Origin of the sequence: Pseudomonas sp. SWRI68 (assembly GCF_014269165.1) — a bacterium.
Classification (GTDB): Bacteria; Pseudomonadota; Gammaproteobacteria; order Pseudomonadales; family Pseudomonadaceae; genus Aquipseudomonas; species Aquipseudomonas capeferrum.
This window is the reverse complement of sequence record NZ_JABWRU010000009.1, coordinates 163,639-180,699: the sequence shown is the minus strand read 5'-3', so window position 1 is coordinate 180,699 and position 17,061 is coordinate 163,639. Positions and strand designations below refer to the sequence as shown.

Below are 17,061 nucleotides of genomic sequence, written 5' to 3'. Positions count from 1 at the left end.
TTCCACCTCAACCAGCCTGTAGCGTCGCCTCGCTGCGCGCCTTCAACCAGCGCAGTACTTGCACGGCCTCCCAGCGGCTGGGGTCGTACAGGGCATATAACAAACCCTGGTAACCTACGACGTCCAGCCCACGGTGGTAACCGGCACGCTGGAACAATGCCTCGATCTCGGCAAAACAGGTATTGAAGTGAACCTTGCCGAACGGCGTTCGATCTTCAGTCACCAGGCCTTCGAGGCGCAGTTCCAGAACGGCATCGCACACCCGCTCGACGGGCATGTGGTTGACGCTGTACTTGAGTTGCTCGACGTTGAGCATGGCCTTCCTCTCGAACACTGTATTTATATACAGCATACGGACCTCCCCTCATCCACGTCAATTCGCCAGCGCGTCATTGCAACCCCTGCAGGTAACCAGTGCCTCTGCGAATGGTCAGTACCTGGCCCCGCGGAGTGCCAGTGGTCACGGACAAATGCACCCACCGGTCAAACTCCAGGATCAGTTGATCGAAGGGTACGTCGCTGTCGCCGATTCTGCGTATCACCTCACGCAGGCTGACGTCGATCACCGTGAAGTCGGCTGCCAACCCCAGCACATGCTGGCTTGAAGGTGCCCCACCGACACGCTGGTTAAGCGCACTGCAGCGGTAGCCGCTACTGATGATGATCGGCATGCCGAGCAGCGCACGTACCTTTTCAAGCACGCCACACAGGACAGTTAGATTGGCCAGCACCTCAGGTGTAGGGGTGTTGTCAAACCCTTCCCTTGCGGCGATTTGCGAAGCGGTCATTTCATCCAGGGTGAAATGAGGCGTGATGAACATGGTTAGATTCTCGATGACAGTTCAAGGGCACCGGCAGCAGTGGCCGGCACCCGATCATCGACTTGTAATCTCAACCATGGCGTGAGGAACGCGTGCCCATTGGGCGATCATTGCGCGAGAAACGCCACCACTTGCTCGGCATCGAACGGCCAATGCAGCTCGCCGCCATTGTCACAGCGACGCAGCACGGGAATGATCAGGCCATAGCGTTCGAACATGGCCTCGTTATCGGCAATGTCGACCAGCTCCACCAACAGGCCATGATCGACGAAAGGCATCAGCACAGCCTCGGCCACTTCGCACAGGTGGCAGCCGAGGGTGCCGAACAATTGGCATTCAGGCAGCATGGGGCAGTTCTCGGTTTGGCTTTGGAAAAGCCTATTCTAGGTCCGTCCCGCCCACTGCGCACCTGGCCTCGCTCAATCCTGGCTGGTCGCACCAATGCGGTGCAGCGACAGGTCCGCGCCCTGAAACTCCTGCTCGTGGCTCAAGCGCAAGCCATGCAGCGCTCGGATCACCCCATAGACGACAAAGCCACCGAGCAATGCCACCAGCACCCCCATAAGACTGCCCAGCAACTGGCTGGCCAGGCTGACACCGCCCATGCCACCCAAGGCGGCCTGGCCGAACACGCCACAGGCAATGCCACCCCACACACCGCACAGGCCGTGCAACGGCCACACGCCCAGCACGTCGTCGATTTTCCAGCGGTTCTGCGCCGCTGTGAAACTCCAGACAAACAGCACCCCAGCCACCAGGCCGGTGGCCAGCGCGCCAATCGGGTGCATCAGGTCGGAACCGGCACAGATCGCCACCAGCCCGGCCAGCGGCCCATTGTGCAGGAAGCCCGGGTCGTTGCGCCCGGCCAGCAAGGCCGCCAGGGTGCCACCGACCATGGCCATCAGCGAATTGATCGCCACCAGGCCGCTTACGCCCTGCAAGGTCTGGGCGCTCATCACGTTGAAGCCGAACCAGCCAATGATCAGGATCCACGAACCCAGCGCCAGAAACGGAATGCTCGAAGGTGCAAAAGCCACCAGGCGGCCGTCGCGGTAGCGCCCACGCCGTGGCCCCAGCAACACCACAGCCGCCAGCGCCAGCCAGCCGCCCATGGCATGCACCACGACAGAGCCGGCAAAGTCATGGAACGGCGCGCCGAAGCGTGCGTGCAGCCAGGCCTGCACACCGAAGTTGCCGTTCCACACCACGCCTTCGAAAAACGGATAGACAAACGCCACGATCAACGCGGTGGCACACAGCTGCGGAACGAAACGCGCACGCTCGGCAATACCCCCGGAGATGATCGCCGGGATGGCAGCTGCGAACGTGAGCAGGAAGAAGCACTTGACCAGCGCATAGCCATGGTCGACGGCCAGTTGCGCCGCCGGCTGGAAGAAACTCACGCCGTAGGCGATCCAATAGCCGATAAAGAAGTACACCAGCGCCGAAATGGCGAAGTCGCTGAGGATCTTCGACAAGGCATTGACTTGATTCTTGTGCCGTACGGTGCCCACTTCGAGAAAGGCGAAGCCAGCATGCATGGCCAGCACCAGAATGGCGCCCATGAGAATGAACAGGGTATTCGAACCGTGGACCAGGGAGTCCATCGCGCTGTGCATGTGTTCCATGAATAGGCAGACCTGCGGAAAAGGCACCAGGACAGTTCAAGAACCTGCATCCCTGCACCGAATCGGTGCCAGCCCCCTGCCCCGTTTGCTGAATGGGGCGAGGCCTGCATGCTTTATTCTTGGGTTTGTCGAGGATTGGGTTAAGGTTTACGGTAGTTCGTCACGCAGGGCGCCCCGAATCGGCGCAGTGCGCGCCAGCGGCGCCCCGCTACGTGGCAAAGCCTTAGCAAGGCCCATACCAGCCCAGTTACCCGCACAGCCACTTGAACCTTCGGCATGTGCTATCACTCGAACTACCAACACTCATCAACAGGGAGAGACCCATGGCCAGCAAATCGGCAAAGACTGCTCAAGAGATATTGATGGCTGACTTTCAGGCCTTGGTCCGCGACACCGAGAAGCTGCTCGCCGACACCGCCAACCTGGCAGGCGATCAGGCTGACGAATTGCGTGAACAGATCCATGACCGCCTGACTCAGGCCCGTGAAACCCTGCAACTGACTCAGGAATCGGTGCGCGACCGCGGCCAGGCAGCCCTTGGCACCGCCGAGCAGTACGTGCAGGAAAACCCCTGGCAGGCCATCGGTATTGCGGCGGGCGTGGGGCTGTTGATCGGCCTGCTGGCCAATCGGCGCTGAGGGGTTCCCATGGAGAATGACGCCATCGGCGCCGGTGCTTCGGGCAAACGCCTGGGCGCGGCGATGCTCGGGCTGCTGCACAGCCACATCGAGCTGTTTGGTATCGAGCTGCAGGAGCAGAAGGGCCGCACCTTGAGTCTGCTGTTGTTCGCAGGTTTGGCACTGGTGTTCGCCCTGCTGCTGCTGACGGCGCTGTCCGGGCTGCTGCTGGTGCTGCTGTGGGACAGCTATCGCCTGGCGGGCATCATCGGCCTGTGCGTGTTCTACGGTGTGGCCGCGTTGTATTGCGGTTTGCGTTTGAAGGCTGCAGTGTTCGACGAGTCATCGCCGTTCGGCGCGACCCTCGAGGAACTTGCCAAGGACCGGGAGCGCCTGTTGCCATGAGCCTGCCTGAACTACCCAATACCCGTAACCCTCGCGAACTGCGCAAGGCCCTGTTGCGCCTGCGTCTGGAGATGCACCGCCAGGAAATCCGCCACGAGTCGGGGCAACTGCTTGAGCCACTGCAGCGCATGCGCGGCATGGGCAGTTCGCTGCACGAGGGGCTTGGCATCAAGCATGCGCCGCTGTGGGGGATTGGCGCGGTGGTCGCCCTGGGCTTTCTCACCGGCAAGGGCGTGCGCAGTGGCAACCTGACACGGCTGGTGCGCTTGGGCGGCAGCCTGCTGCCACTGATCCGGCTGTACCTGCAGGGCAGCCGCCGGCACTGACGTTTTCGCATCACCTGAACAGACGCGATCACCCGCCGGTGATCGCGTAAACCTTCAGCTTGCATGGTGACTCACGACACAGGAAGCTATGCCCATCGACCGACAGGAGATCGAGCCTTGGACTGGCATACCTTGCTGACCCGCGAACGCCTGGGCAAAGCCCTGTACAGCCCCGAAGAACTCGGGCGCAGCCCTTTCCACAAGGACCACGACCGCATCATCTTCTCCGGCGCCTTCCGCCGGCTTGGGCGCAAGACTCAAGTACACCCGGTTACCAGCAACGACCATATCCATACGCGCCTGACCCATTCCCTGGAAGTCAGTTGCGTCGGCCGCTCGCTCGGCATGCGGGTGGGCGAAACCCTGCGTGACAGCCTGCCAGACTGGTGCGAACCGAGTGACCTCGGGATGATCGTGCAATCGGCCTGCCTGGCCCACGACATCGGCAACCCGCCGTTCGGCCACTCCGGCGAAGACGCCATCCGCCACTGGTTCCAACAGGCTGCAGGGCGTGGCTGGCTGGACGACATGAGCGATGACGAGCGCGCCGACTTCCTCAACTTCGAAGGCAATGCACAAGGCTTTCGCGTACTCACCCAACTGGAGTATCACCAGTTCGACGGCGGTACCCGGCTGACGTACGCCACCCTCGGCACTTACCTCAAGTACCCCTGGAGCGCCCGCCATGCCGATGCCCTGGGTTACAAGAAACACAAGTTCGGCAGCTACCAGAGTGAACTGCCGTTGCTCGAACAGATCGCCCGCAAACTCGGCTTGCCGCAACTGGAAGATCAACGCTGGGCGCGCCACCCGCTGGTCTACCTGATGGAGGCCGCAGATGACATTTGCTATGCACTGATCGACTTGGAAGACGGTGTGGAGATGGAGTTGCTGGAGTATGCCGAAGTCGAGGCGCTGCTACTCGGCCTGGTGGGCGACGACCTGCCGGAGACCTATCGCCAACTCGGCCCGCGCGACTCGCGACGGCGCAAGCTGGCGATCCTGCGCGGCAAGGCCATCGAACACCTGACCAACGCCGCCGCCCACGCCTTCGTCGAACAGCAACAGGCACTGCTCGCCGGGCATCTGCCCGGCGACCTGGTCGAACACATGCATGGCCCGGCCAAGCACTGCGTGCTGCAAGCCAAGGACATGGCGCGCAACAAGATCTTCCAGGACAAACGCAAGACCCTGCACGAGATCGGCGCCTACACCACACTCGAGATCCTCTTGAACACCTTCTGCGGCGCTGCCCTCGAACAGCATGGCGGCCGCACCCCGTCGTTCAAGAGCCGGCGTGTGCTCGACCTGATCGGCAACAATGCACCGGACCCGCATGGCTCATTGCACAGTGCCTTTCTGCGCATGATCGACTTCATCGCCGGCATGACCGACAGCTATGCCAGTGAAATGGCCCGCGAAATGACGGGGCGCTCCAGCCCGACCTGAGCCCGTCAGGTGCAGCCCGAGCACAGCCTCTGGCTGCACCCTTTCTTGAAGGAAACTTCCTACTTGTGTAGGTGCCGATTAAACACCACGAATAACAGTCAATGAAAAGTTACCAAACAAGGTTTGACATCAAGCTCCACAGGCCAAATTCGTAGCCCGATTTGTTTTATCCTGTAAGCCATTTCCCATATACAGCGAATAGCCCTTCCTCACATGCCCGACGACTTCCAACTGGGATAAGGTGCCACCCGTCACCCTCACTCGCCCGCAGGGAAGTTGAACATGCACTCCGTATTTATTGTCGACGACCATCCCGTTATCCGCCTGGCCGTTCGTATGTTGCTGGAAAATCAGAACTACAAGATCGTCGGCGAATCGGACAATGGCGTTGACGCCATGCAGATGATTCGAGAAACCGCCCCTGACCTGGTCATCCTCGACATCAGCATCCCCAAGCTAGACGGCCTAGAGGTGCTTTCCCGCTTCCAGGCCATGTCCCTGCCGTTGAAGGTTCTGGTGCTGACCGCCCAATCCCCGGCGTTGTTCGCCGTACGCTGCATGCACTCGGGCGCTGCGGGCTATGTGTGCAAGCAGGAAGACCTCAGCGAACTGCTCAGCGCGATCAAGGCAGTACTTGCCGGTTACAACTATTTCCCCAGCCAGGCAATCAAACACAATCAAACGGTAGATGCCGACCTGCAACTCTTCCGCCAGGTCAATGACCGTGAACTCATGGTCCTGCAATTATTTGCCCAAGGGCGAAGCAATAAGGAAATCGCCAAAGGCATGTTCCTCAGCAACAAGACGGTGAGTACCTACAAGAAGCGCCTGATGCACAAACTCCAGGTCGAGACCTTGGTAGACCTGATCGAAATGGCCAAACGCAACGCACTGGTCTGAGGGTTTTCATGGCGCGCCATATCGCCCGGCTGTTACTCGCCCTGGCACTGGTCAGCGGCGCAATACACGCCAACCACCACGGAGTTACCGCGTATGCCCTGCTGGCACGCTCACCGGTAATGCCAGCACAGCCTTCTCTTACGGCCCCGCAACGCCAATGGCTCGAAAGCCGACACGAACTGGTGCTGGGTACCTCTGCGCCCGACTATCCGCCCTTCGACATCACCAGTGGCGGCCGCGACTATCAAGGCCTCACCGCCGAGTATGCAAACCTGATCAGCCTTGCCCTGCAGCTGCCTGTGCGCGTGCTGCGCTTCAACAGCCGACAGGCAGCGGTAGAGGCACTCAAACGCGGCGATATCGACCTGCTCGGCAGTGCCAACGGCTATGAAGCGACAACGGACGGTCTGGCACTGTCGCACCCCTATGCCATTGACCAGCCGGTGCTGGTCACCCGTGAGGACGAACGCCGCCCTTTGGACCTGGGCCTGGAGAACATGCGGCTGGGCATGCTCTACCACTACCTGCCGAGGCAGGAGATAGGCAGTGCCTACCCCAAGGCCCAGGTGCTGGCCTTCGGCTCGTCTTCCCAGGCCTTGAATGCCGTTGCATTTGGCCAGGCCGACGTGTTCATCGGCGACACCATCTCCACCCATTACCAGCTCAATCGCGGCCACCTGCCCGGCCTGCGCATCGCCAATTTCAGCAAGCACGAAGCGATCGGCTTCAGCTTTGCCATGCGCAAGGCGGATGCGTTGCTGCTGGAACTGGTCAACGCCATTCTCGACAATCAGCCTGCAGCCGTGCGCGCCAGTATCTTCAAGCGCTGGAGTGCCGGCAGCGACCTGCTCCTGACCGACCGCAAGCTGCAACTGACAGAGGCTGAGGAATTCTGGTTGCAACACCACCCGGTCATGCGCGTGGCCATCGACGATACTGCGGCGCCCTTGTCCTTCTTCGATGGTTCGGGATATTTCAGGGGCATCACCGCCGACCTGCTGGAGCTCATCCGCCTGCGCACCGGCCTGCGTTTCGAGGTGCAGCGCGCCAGCGGCATTGCCGACATGATCGCCCGCCTCAAGGACGGCCGGGTGGATGTGATTGCGGCGCTCACTACCGACGGTGAGGCCGAGCAGACCCTGCAAATCAGCCGCCCTTACCTTGAAAGTGTCTATGTATTGGTCAGCCGAGCGAGCAACGGGCAATACACCTCTCTGGAACAACTGAAGGACCGACGCATCGCGATTACCCGCTACAGCGCGATGGATGACCTTTCCACGCGCTATCCGCACATTGGCTGGATCGAGACCGAGAGCTCCTTCTATTCCACGGCGCTGCTCAAAAGCGGTGCTGTAGATGCCGTGATCACCACCTTGATAGACGCCAACCATGCGGTGGCCACCCACCCCGACCTGGTCATACGCGCCACCGTCGGCAGCGAGCCGGCCAGCTACGCCATGGCAGCCGCCAGCCATTCACAGACGCTGGTATCGATCCTCGACAAAGCGTTGTTGAGCATTCCGCCGGAAGAGCTGGGGGTGATAAACAACCGCTGGCGCGGTTACGGCCTGCATGACGACAGCACCTGGCAAAGCTTTCGCCGGCTCGCCTGGCAGGTGCTGCTGGGTACCGGGCTGTTGCTGCTGCTGGCACTGATCTGGAATGCCCGCCTGCGCCTGCAGATCAAGCAGCGTCAAAGCGCCGAGCGGGCGTTGAACGACCAGCTGGCATTCATGCGTGCGCTGCTCAACGGCACACCGCACACCATGTACGTGCGTGATCGCGAAGGTTGCCTGCAAAGTTGCAACGACAGCTACCTGGAAGCCGTTCAGGCCTGCAGCGAAGAGGTCATGGGCAAGCGCCTGGAGCAAAGCCTGTTCGCTGACTGCGAACATACTCACCAAATCCAGGCCGATTATCTGAAGGTCATGGCCGCCGGGACCCCACTGATCATCGATCGGCCGCTGCGGGTCAAAGGCCGCGAAATGACCATCTACCACTGGATCCTGCCATACCGCGACTCGCTGGGCGAAGTACAAGGCATCATCGGCGGCTGGATCGATATCAGCGAACGGCGCCAGCTGGTTCAGGAACTGCGCCAGGCCAAGCAGCAAGCCGAAGATGCCAACCGCGCCAAAAGCACGTTCCTGGCCACCATCAGCCATGAAATCCGAACGCCGATGAACGCCGTCATCGGCATGCTCGAACTTGCCGTCAAACGTGCCGACCAGGGTCGGGTGGACCGTTCAGCCCTGGAACTGGCCCACCATTCGGCCAAGGACCTGCTGGGGCTGATCGGCGATATCCTCGATATCGTGCGCATCGAATCCGGGCATCTGTCACTCACTCCGGAGCCGGTCGACCTGGCCGCACTGGTCGAGTCGGTGGGCCGTATCTTCGATGGCCAGGCGCGGCAGAAGGGCCTGGCCCTGGAGGTGATGATCGCACCGGCTGCCCGCTGCCATGCATTGCTCGACCCGCTGCGCTTCAAGCAGGTGCTGTCCAACCTGGTCAGCAACGCCATCAAGTTCACCGAGCATGGCCAGGTACGCATCTGCGTTTGCCTGCAGGAAGCAGAAGCCTCCTCTTACCCGACTCTAGAGCTGGAAGTACGTGACAGCGGCATCGGCATTCACGCCGATGACTTGCAACGCCTGTTCAACCCATTCATCCAGGCCAACCCGCACAGCCAGGGTGCCCGCGCAGGCACTGGCCTTGGCCTCGCGATCTGCCGGAGCCTGTGCGAAATGATGGGAGGCACGCTGACCATCAAGAGCCTCGAAGATGTCGGCACCCAGGTTCGCTTGAAAATGCCGTTGCAAGTTGTCAGCGCCGACGCTGTCGAGAGGCCGGTGATCGAACCTGTCGACGTACCCGATCCACGCCTGAACGTGCTGGTGATCGACGACCATCCCGCCAACCTGCAGTTGATGGCGCAGCAACTGGGTTACCTGGGCCTGGGCCACACCTGCGCCAGGGATGGCCGTGAAGGCTTGGGCCTGTGGCGCGCAGGCGCCTTCGATGTGTTGGTGCTCGACTGCAACATGCCGCACATGAACGGCTACCAGTTGGCCAGTACCGTACGTGCCGAAGAACGGCAATACGGGCGATCGCGCTGCACCATCCTCGGCTATACCGCCAACGCCCAGCCCGAGGTCATGCGCAAGTGCCTGGATGCCGGCATGGATGACTGCCTGCTCAAACCCATCAGCCTGACCACCCTGAGCCAGCGCCTGGCCGGCATCAGCCCACGGGGCCGACAGCCATGGCGGCGCAAACTGTTCGACCTGGAGGGCCTGGGCACGATCGTCGGCCAAGCCCCGAACGACCGCCAGCGCTTTCTGGCCGCCCTGCACGAGAGCCTGCAAACGGACCTGGTGATTCTGATGAGCCTGCCCGCACAAGACGCCGACGCCGTTGCCGACCAGGCGCACAAGATCCTCAGCGCCGCCCGCATGCTGGAGGCGCCCGAGCTGATGGCGGCGTGCGAAGCACTGCAGAACACCACGTTGCCGACACCGCAACTGCGCCTACGGCGCCAGGCACTGGCCCGGCACATGCGCCGGGTGGAGAAGGCGTTGGCCGCTGACATCAAGGCTACCGGCGGGCTTGAATGAGCAAGGCAGCCACACGCCGAAGCTGGTAGACTGCGCGGCGATATTACCTAAGAGGATTGTTTCATGGCCACTAACCGCTCCCGCCGCCTGCGCAAAAAGCTGTGTGTCGACGAGTTTCAGGAATTGGGCTTCGAGCTGAACCTGGACTTCAAGGAAGACCTGGATGATCAGGCGATCGACGCATTCCTCGATGCCTTCCTGGAAGAAGCCATGGACGCCAACGGCCTCGACTACGTAGGCGGTGACGATTTCGGTCTGGTGTGCTCGGCCAAACGCGGTTCGGTCACCGAAGAGCAGCGTGCTGCCGTCGAAGCCTGGCTCAAGGGCCGCAGCGAACTGACCAAGATCGAAGTCAGCCCGCTGCTCGACGCATGGTATCCGGGCAACGCGATCAACGCGGCCGAGTGATACCTGCGCTACCCAGCGGCTTGCACGCTGAAAAGGCCACCCTTCGGGGTGGCCTTTTTTGTTGGCGTCGCTTTTGTGTCGAACGTGGCCCATCGTGGCTAAGCTTGGGGCATAATGCGCGTTCTATTTCGTCCTGGGGCCATCATCTCTTACAGCCCCAATGTCCTTCTCCCTCGCCGCAGGGTATTTACTGAATATGATCAAAACGCTCCGTCCCCTCGTTCTCGCCGGCCTGCTCCTGCCCTTCGCCCTGCCCAGCCAGGCCGCCGCCGTCAATACCAGCCTGCCACCCAAGGTGCAGCAGGCGCTTAAAGCCAACAAGCTGCAAGACACTGCGCTGTCTTTGGTGATGCTGCCGCTGGATGGCCCAGGCGCCGCGACCGTGTTCAACGCCGATGTTTCGGTGAACCCGGCCTCGACCATGAAGCTGGTCACCACCTACGCAGCCCTTGAACTGCTCGGCCCTACATTCCAGTGGAAGACCGAATTCTACACCGACGGCACCTTGAGCAACGGTGTGCTCAACGGCAACCTGTACCTCAAAGGTGGCGGCGACCCGAAGCTGAACATGGAAAAACTGTGGCTGCTGATGCGTGACCTGCGGGCCAACGGCGTGCGCACCATCAGCGGTGACCTGGTACTGGACCGCAGCCACTTCGTGCAGCCCAACCTGCCGCAGTTCAACGATGATGGCGGCGACGTCAACAAGCCGTTCCTGGTCAAGCCTGACTCGTTGCTGGTCAACCTCAAGGCACTGCGCTTTGTCGCCCGCAACGATGGTGGCAAGGTGACCATCGCCGTTGAACCGCCGATTGCCAACATCCGCATCGATAACCAGGTCAAGGCCGTGACGTCCAAGCAGTGCAAGGGTGACGTGCGCTACAACCCTGTGCCCCAGGCCGATGGCGTCAGCGTGGTGGTCAGCGGCCAACTCGGCGATGGCTGCAACTCGCAGACCTACCTGTCGCTGCTCGATCACCCGACCTACGCCGCCGGCGCCGTGCGGGCGATCTGGAACGAGCTTGGTGGCAACATCCAGGGCCGCGATCGCATCGAGAACGTGCCCAAGAGCGCACGCCTGCTGGCACGGGCCTTCTCGCCCGACCTGGTGGAAGTGATCCGCGACATCAACAAGTACAGCAACAACACCATGGCCCAGCAGCTGTTCCTCAGCCTGGGTGCACAGTTCCGTACCGATGCCGATGGCGATGATGCCCGTGCGGCGCAACGCGTCGTTCGCCAGTGGTTGGCGAAAAAAGGCATTACTGCACCTCACCTGGTGATGGAGAACGGCTCCGGCCTGTCGCGTGCCGAACGCGTCAGCACCCGCGAGATGGCCGCCCTGCTGCAGGCTGCCTGGAAGAGCCCCTACTCGGCCGAGTTCATCAGCTCCATGCCGCTGGTGGGCATGGACGGCACCATGCGCAAGCGCCTGAAACGCACGGCCATGACCGGTGAGGGGCACATCAAGACCGGCACCCTGAATACCGTGCGGGCCATCGCGGGCTTCAGCCGCGACAGCAACGGGCATACCTGGGCGGTCGCGGCCATTCTCAACGACCCGAAACCGTGGGGCGCATCGCAGGTGCTTGACCAGGTACTGCTGGACCTCTATCGCCAGCCGAAACTGGGCACCAGTACTGCGGCCAACTGACCAAGTCTCGGCCTAAACACCGGTGGGGGGCCGCAGGAACGGCCCCCCGTGTCTGCCGGCCACCGAGCCCATGCAGGGCTCAGGGCAACTCGCCTTCCACCCGGTCCCGCCCCGCTTGCTTGGCGGCATACACCCCGGCATCCGCGCGCCACAGCAAGGCATCGGCCCCTTCGCCTGGCCGCCACCCCGCCACACCGAAGCTCGCGGTCACCTCGCCTACCCCTTCGATCGGTACGTTGCGCACACCCTGCCACAGCTCCATCGCCAGTAGCCGCGCCTGCTCGGCATCGCTACCCGGGCACAGCACCATGAACTCCTCCCCGCCCAGCCGGCAGAACACGTCGGTTCGTCGCAAGCGCAGGGCGATGCGCTGGCACAGGCTGCGCAGCACCAGGTCACCCACCGCGTGGCCGAACTGGTCATTGATGCGCTTGAAGTGATCGATATCGAGCATGATCACCGCCAACGCCAAGCCATCACGCTGAGCGCGATCCAGCTCGACCTTGAGCCGCTCCTGGAAATAGCGCCGGTTATGAATACCGGTCAGCGCGTCGGTCACCGACAGCGCACGCAACTCCTCCTCCACCCCCTTGAGGTCGGAGATGTCGGTCAGGTAGCCATGCCAAAGGGTACACCCCGCATCGCCGACCTCTGGTGTCGCTTCGCCGCGCACCCAGCGCAAGCCCGCACGCGGCAGGCAGACCCGGTACTCCTCGCGCCACGGCGTGAGGTGGTTGGCCGAGTAGCGCACCGACCGGCGTACGCGGTCCAGGTCATCGGGGTGGATACGCTCGAACACCAGCGTGGCGTCCTCGTGCAGCTGCTGCAGGTCGACCTCGTAGATGTCGTACAGGCCTTTGCTGGCATACGGGAAGCACGAGCTGCCATCGGCATCCAGGCGGTACTGATAGATGCCGCCGGGTACCTCGGCACTGAGTTTTTCCAGCAGCCGGTCACGCGCCGCCAGCGCCTCATGCACCCGGCGTCGTTCCGTGACATCGATGCAAATCGCCAGGTAGCCGACCCATAGGCCTTGTTCATCGAGCATGGCCGTGACCAGCATGTTGGCCAGCAGATGGCTGTTATCGGCGCGCAGCAAGGTCCACTCGCCAGGCTCGGCACCGCTTTCCTGCACCGTTTCGGCAAACATCGCCTGGCCACCGGCAATACGCCGCCCGTAGCGCTGGCTCAAGGCATGGGCGCGCTGGCTGAGCTCTTCAGGCAGCACCAGGTCCTCCAGGCGCAGTTGGCCGATCGCCTCGCTGGCCGAATAGCCGAGCATGCGCTCGGCTCCGGCATTGAAGGTGCTGACCACCCCCTTGAGGTTGGTAGCGATGATCGCCACCTGGGTCGCGGCATCCAGCACGCTGCGCAACTGGTTGTGAGTGCCGCGCAGGGATTGCTCGCTGACTCGAAGCTCTGCAGTGCGCTGCTCGACCAGGGTCAAGGCGCGCTGGCGCTGGCTGAACAGGCTGTAGAGCAAGGCACTGAGCAGTAAGCTCAACAGCCCGCCCAATAGCCCGACCGTCAGCGCAGCCGATGAACGGTTGGCCTTCAGAAACGCCAGACTCGGTCGCACAAGCAGCTGGAATGGGTGGTCAGCCAGGTGCAGCAACTGGCTGCTCGCCAACGCCAGGGGTGCTGCCTCGTTCTGGGAGTCGAACAGCACTTCAGGCCCTTGCCGCCCGGAAGGGTCTTCGATGCGCACGACCAGATTGTCATCGGCCAGGGCCGGTAACCCATCGCTGATGAGCTCGCGCAGGTTGAGCAACGCCATCACATACCCCGCCGCCGCGCCATACGGCGCTGCGTCGGAGAACACCGGCGCCACCATCAGCAGGCCACGCGCCTGCGCTGCCGGCCGCCCAGCCCCGGCATCCATGATGTTCAGGGGCTCGGACACCGCCATGCTGCCAGGCTCCAGCGCACGCGCCAGGGTTGCATGGCGCGCCCCCTGGCCAGCAAGGTCGAGCCCGTAAGGGAGTGCCGGCTGATCAGCTGACTGGGTGTAGAGCACCGGAAAGTAGTGGTCACGCAGTGGCGCCGGCTGCCAGTTGCCCTGCGCATCCTGATCGCGGATCACATAACCCTGGCCCAGCCAGGCCGAGGTGCGCTGTTCGAAATCGGCACGCTGCGCCGCCTCTACGCGCGGCGCCCAGGCGTAAGCCAAAGTGCGCTGCAGCAAGGGCCGTGCGTAACCATCGAATTCGCGGGGGGTGATTTCATTGGAGAAGCTGAAAAACCGCCGCAGCCCGTCCAGGCGCTGCTGCTGATCATCAAAACGCTCGGCGATGCGGCTGTAGCGCTCGCTGGCCAGCAACTCGAAGCGCTGGCGCAGTTGCTGCTTGTAAAAGGTGTGCGCGGCAAGCGCCAGGGTGGCCGACAGCAGGCCGCCAGCCACCAAGGCCACCAGCGCCACGGCCCAGGCGGACACCCCTTCGCTGCACAGGCCAAGAAACCTCGCACGTACGCCAAACTTGGACATAAACCCATCTCGTCACGTCAGCGTCCTGCGGATTATCTTGCCCTGCCGTCAGTTATAGCTATTGGCCATTAGCGGCGCAATGCACCTCGTCGCTTCAGCGCAATTGCAGGCGCCACGCGCGGTGGATACGGTTGTTGCGGGCGAAGTCCGGGTCCAGCGTCTGGGCGGTGATCTCCTCTACCGCGTAACGCGCCATCAGGTGCTCATCAAGCTGGAACTTGCGGAAGTTGTTGGAGAAGTACAGCACGCCACCTGGCTCCAGCCGCGCCATCGCCAGGTCCAGCAGTTGCACATGGTCACGCTGTACGTCGAACACACCTTCCATGCGCTTGGAGTTGGAGAAGGTCGGCGGGTCGATGAAGATCAGGTCATAGGTGTCGCGGTTGGCTTCCAGCCAGGCCATCACATCGCCCTGCTCCAGGCGGTTGCGCTCGGAGAAACCATTGAGCGACAGGTTGCGCCGCGCCCAGTCCAGGTAGGTTTTCGACAAGTCGACGCTGGTGGTGCTGCGCGCGCCGCCCTTGGCCGCATGCACGGTTGCCGTGGCGGTGTAGCAGAACAGGTTGAGGAAGCGCTTGCCGGCAGCCTCGCGCTGGATGCGCATGCGCATCGGGCGATGGTCGAGGAACAGGCCGGTATCCAAGTAGTCGGTGAGGTTGACCAGCAGCTTGACGCCGCCTTCGTTGACTTCCTGGAAGCGCCCTTCGGTGGCCTGGCGCTCGTACTGGCGGGTGCCGCTCTGGCGCTCGCGGCGCTTGAGCACCACACGCTGGGGCGAGATACCCAGTGCCTGCGGAATCGCGGCCAGGGCATCGAGCAGACGCGCCTGGGCCTTCTCTGGGTCGATCGTGCGGGGTGCCGCGTATTCCTGCACGTGCACCCAGTCGTGGTAGAGGTCTACTGCCAGGGCGTACTCGGGCATGTCGGCATCGTACAGGCGGTAGCAGTCGACCTGCTCGCGACGGGCCCACTTGCCCAATTGCTTGAGGTTTTTTTGCAGACGATTGGCGAACATCTGCGCACCTTCCGACAGGCGCGCAGGCTCGCTTGCCTGTGGCTCCTGGCGCCGGGCCTCGTCGTTTTCAGCCTGAGGGTCGCGACGCTCGCCGGTGACGAACTGGTCAGGCTGCACCTTGAACAACAGCAGCTTGCACGGCAGCGCACCGTTCCAGAATGCGTATTGCTTGTGGCTACGGATGCCCATGCGCTTGCCCAGCTCCGGCGCCCCGGTGAACACCGCCGCTTCCCAGCCCATGCAGGCCTGGCGCAAACGTTCGCCCAGGTTCTGATAGAGATACAGCAGGCTGGCTTCGTCGCCCAGGCGCTCGCCGTAAGGCGGGTTGCTGATGACCAGGCCTTTCTGGTTCTGGTCTGGCCGCGGCTCGAAGGTGCTGACCTCGCCCTGGTAGATCTTTACCCAGTCGCTCAGGCCGGCACGTTCGACGTTGTTGCGCCCAGGCTGGATCAGCCGCGGGTCGGCCTCGTAGCCACGGATCCACAGCGGTGGCTTGGCCAGGCCGGCCTGCGCGCGCGCTTGCGCCTCGTCATGGACCTTGCGCCACAGTGCCGGCACATGGCCAAGCCAGGCGCTGAAGCCCCAACGCTCGCGCTTGAGGTTAGGTGCCATATCGGCGGCAATCATTGCGGCTTCGACCAGGAAGGTACCCACACCGCACATCGGGTCAGCCAGGGCGCCGCCTTCGGCAGCGATGCGCGGCCAACCGGCGCGGATCAGCACAGCCGCCGCCAGGTTTTCCTTGAGCGGCGCGGCGCCTTGCTGCAAGCGGTATCCGCGCTGGTGCAGGCTGTGGCCGGACAGGTCGAGCGAGAGAATCGCCTCGCCGCGGTCCAGGCGCAGGTGCACACGCACATCGGGGTCGATCTTTTCCACCGACGGGCGCAGGCCTTCACGGTTGCGCAGCTTGTCGACGATGGCGTCCTTGACCTTGAGCGCACCGAAATGGGTGTTGTCGATGCCCGAGCCATGGCCGCTGAATTCCACCGCAAGCGTACCGTCGGCGGCCAGGTGGTCTGCCCAGTCAACCGCGTTGACGCCATCGTAGAGGTCGTCGGCATTCTTCATGTTGAAGCGCTTGAGCACCAGCAACACCCGGTTGGCCAGGCGCGACCAGACGCACAGGCGGTAGGCGGTTTCCATGTCGGCGGCGCCGCGAATGGCCGAGGTGTGCTCGCGCACCTCATCGAGGCCGAGGCCCTTGGCCTCTTCGGCGAGCAGGCCTTCCAGGCCTTTGGGGCAGGTGAGATAGAGTTCGAAACGGTCCGACATGAGGATTCCAGAGCCTTTGGCTATTTGACTGACGAGGCGACGCATCGCCCCGCGATGTTTGCCCGAACACCCTTCCAGCAGGCATCCGAGTGGCCCTCCCCTGCACAACTGCGCAGCAGAACGACCGGGCCGCCTGACCGATCAGCACTTCGCCAGGGGCAAAGACAGCTTAGATCATCAGGCAGTTTGAAAAATTCGAGCGATTCAGGGACCGATGTGACCCTTCGTCGCATTTCAAAATAATTCTGTCATGGCCCAGCAACGCTGGCGAAATGACGTCAATGATCGGCAAACCCCGATCATTGCGGGCTCAACGCCAAATAAGGTTGAGTCGCATTTATTTACTTATCACTTCACCCTTGGAAAGGTTACGTGCTTATGACAAATCGATCATTCACACCGTGACTCGCATTCGTTAGAACTGGTCTTAGGCCGCTTCGCAACGAGGCGGCACCTTCAGCTCG

14 protein-coding genes are annotated in these 17,061 nt (G+C 62.4%); 8 read left to right on the top strand and 6 right to left on the bottom strand.

Going from position 1 to position 17,061, the window contains the following annotated elements; all coding sequences use genetic code 11:
• Positions 1-7: 7 nt before the first annotated feature.
• From HU770_RS15685 to HU770_RS15670, 4 genes are all read right to left on the bottom strand, one after another.
• Positions 8-316, bottom strand: coding sequence for a transcriptional regulator (locus tag HU770_RS15685; RefSeq protein WP_186664178.1), 309 nt, complete (start codon positions 314-316; stop codon positions 8-10).
• 73 nt (positions 317-389) lie between these two features.
• The gene (locus tag HU770_RS15680; RefSeq protein WP_186664140.1) at positions 390-821 is read right to left on the bottom strand and encodes a D-Ala-D-Ala carboxypeptidase family metallohydrolase; all 432 of its coding nucleotides are present in this window, start codon (positions 819-821) and stop codon (positions 390-392) included.
• A gap of 107 nt (positions 822-928) precedes the next feature.
• Positions 929-1,168, bottom strand: a complete 240-nt coding sequence (locus tag HU770_RS15675; protein ID WP_033700458.1) for a glutaredoxin family protein — start codon at positions 1,166-1,168, stop codon at positions 929-931.
• Between the two features lie 72 nt (positions 1,169-1,240).
• Positions 1,241-2,449 carry an ammonium transporter gene (locus tag HU770_RS15670; protein ID WP_186664138.1) on the bottom strand — a complete coding sequence of 403 codons (1,209 nt, stop codon included), beginning with the start codon at positions 2,447-2,449 and terminating at the stop codon, positions 1,241-1,243.
• Positions 2,450-2,772: 323 nt separating this feature from the next.
• Here HU770_RS15670 and HU770_RS15665 point away from each other — a divergent pair, with 323 nt between their 5' ends.
• From HU770_RS15665 to dacB, 8 genes are all read left to right on the top strand, one after another.
• Positions 2,773-3,087, top strand: a complete 315-nt coding sequence (locus HU770_RS15665) for a YqjD family protein (RefSeq protein WP_047583282.1) — start codon at positions 2,773-2,775, stop codon at positions 3,085-3,087.
• 9 nt (positions 3,088-3,096) lie between these two features.
• Positions 3,097-3,471, top strand: a complete 375-nt coding sequence (locus tag HU770_RS15660; protein ID WP_033700463.1) for a phage holin family protein — start codon at positions 3,097-3,099, stop codon at positions 3,469-3,471.
• A complete protein-coding gene (locus tag HU770_RS15655; RefSeq protein ID WP_186653961.1) occupies positions 3,468-3,797 on the top strand; it encodes a hypothetical protein in 330 nt (109 codons plus the stop codon). The genes HU770_RS15660 and HU770_RS15655 overlap by 4 nt, the downstream gene beginning before the upstream one ends.
• 117 nt (positions 3,798-3,914) lie before the next feature.
• The gene (locus HU770_RS15650; protein WP_033700467.1) at positions 3,915-5,246 is read left to right on the top strand and encodes a deoxyguanosinetriphosphate triphosphohydrolase; all 1,332 of its coding nucleotides are present in this window, start codon (positions 3,915-3,917) and stop codon (positions 5,244-5,246) included.
• A gap of 282 nt (positions 5,247-5,528) precedes the next feature.
• Positions 5,529-6,146: a response regulator transcription factor gene (locus HU770_RS15645; protein ID WP_033700468.1), complete on the top strand. Its 618-nt coding sequence runs from the start codon at positions 5,529-5,531 to the stop codon at positions 6,144-6,146.
• Positions 6,147-6,154: 8 nt separating this feature from the next.
• On the top strand, positions 6,155-9,763 hold the full coding sequence (locus HU770_RS15640; RefSeq protein WP_186664136.1) for a transporter substrate-binding domain-containing protein: 3,609 nt from the start codon (positions 6,155-6,157) through the stop codon (positions 9,761-9,763).
• 63 nt (positions 9,764-9,826) lie between these two features.
• A complete protein-coding gene (locus HU770_RS15635) occupies positions 9,827-10,171 on the top strand; it encodes a YggL family protein (protein ID WP_047583280.1) in 345 nt (114 codons plus the stop codon).
• A 196-nt stretch (positions 10,172-10,367) separates the two neighbouring features.
• The gene (dacB, locus tag HU770_RS15630; RefSeq protein WP_186664134.1) at positions 10,368-11,825 is read left to right on the top strand and encodes a D-alanyl-D-alanine carboxypeptidase/D-alanyl-D-alanine-endopeptidase; all 1,458 of its coding nucleotides are present in this window, start codon (positions 10,368-10,370) and stop codon (positions 11,823-11,825) included.
• Between the two features lie 79 nt (positions 11,826-11,904).
• On the opposite strand, the gene HU770_RS15625 is transcribed toward dacB, so the two are convergent.
• Positions 11,905-14,310, bottom strand: a complete 2,406-nt coding sequence (locus HU770_RS15625) for a diguanylate cyclase (protein ID WP_186664131.1) — start codon at positions 14,308-14,310, stop codon at positions 11,905-11,907.
• 94 nt (positions 14,311-14,404) lie between these two features.
• Complete coding sequence (gene rlmKL, locus HU770_RS15620) at positions 14,405-16,597, bottom strand: bifunctional 23S rRNA (guanine(2069)-N(7))-methyltransferase RlmK/23S rRNA (guanine(2445)-N(2))-methyltransferase RlmL (RefSeq protein WP_186653943.1); 2,193 nt, start codon at positions 16,595-16,597, stop codon at positions 14,405-14,407.
• Between the last annotated feature and the right edge of the window lie 464 nt (positions 16,598-17,061).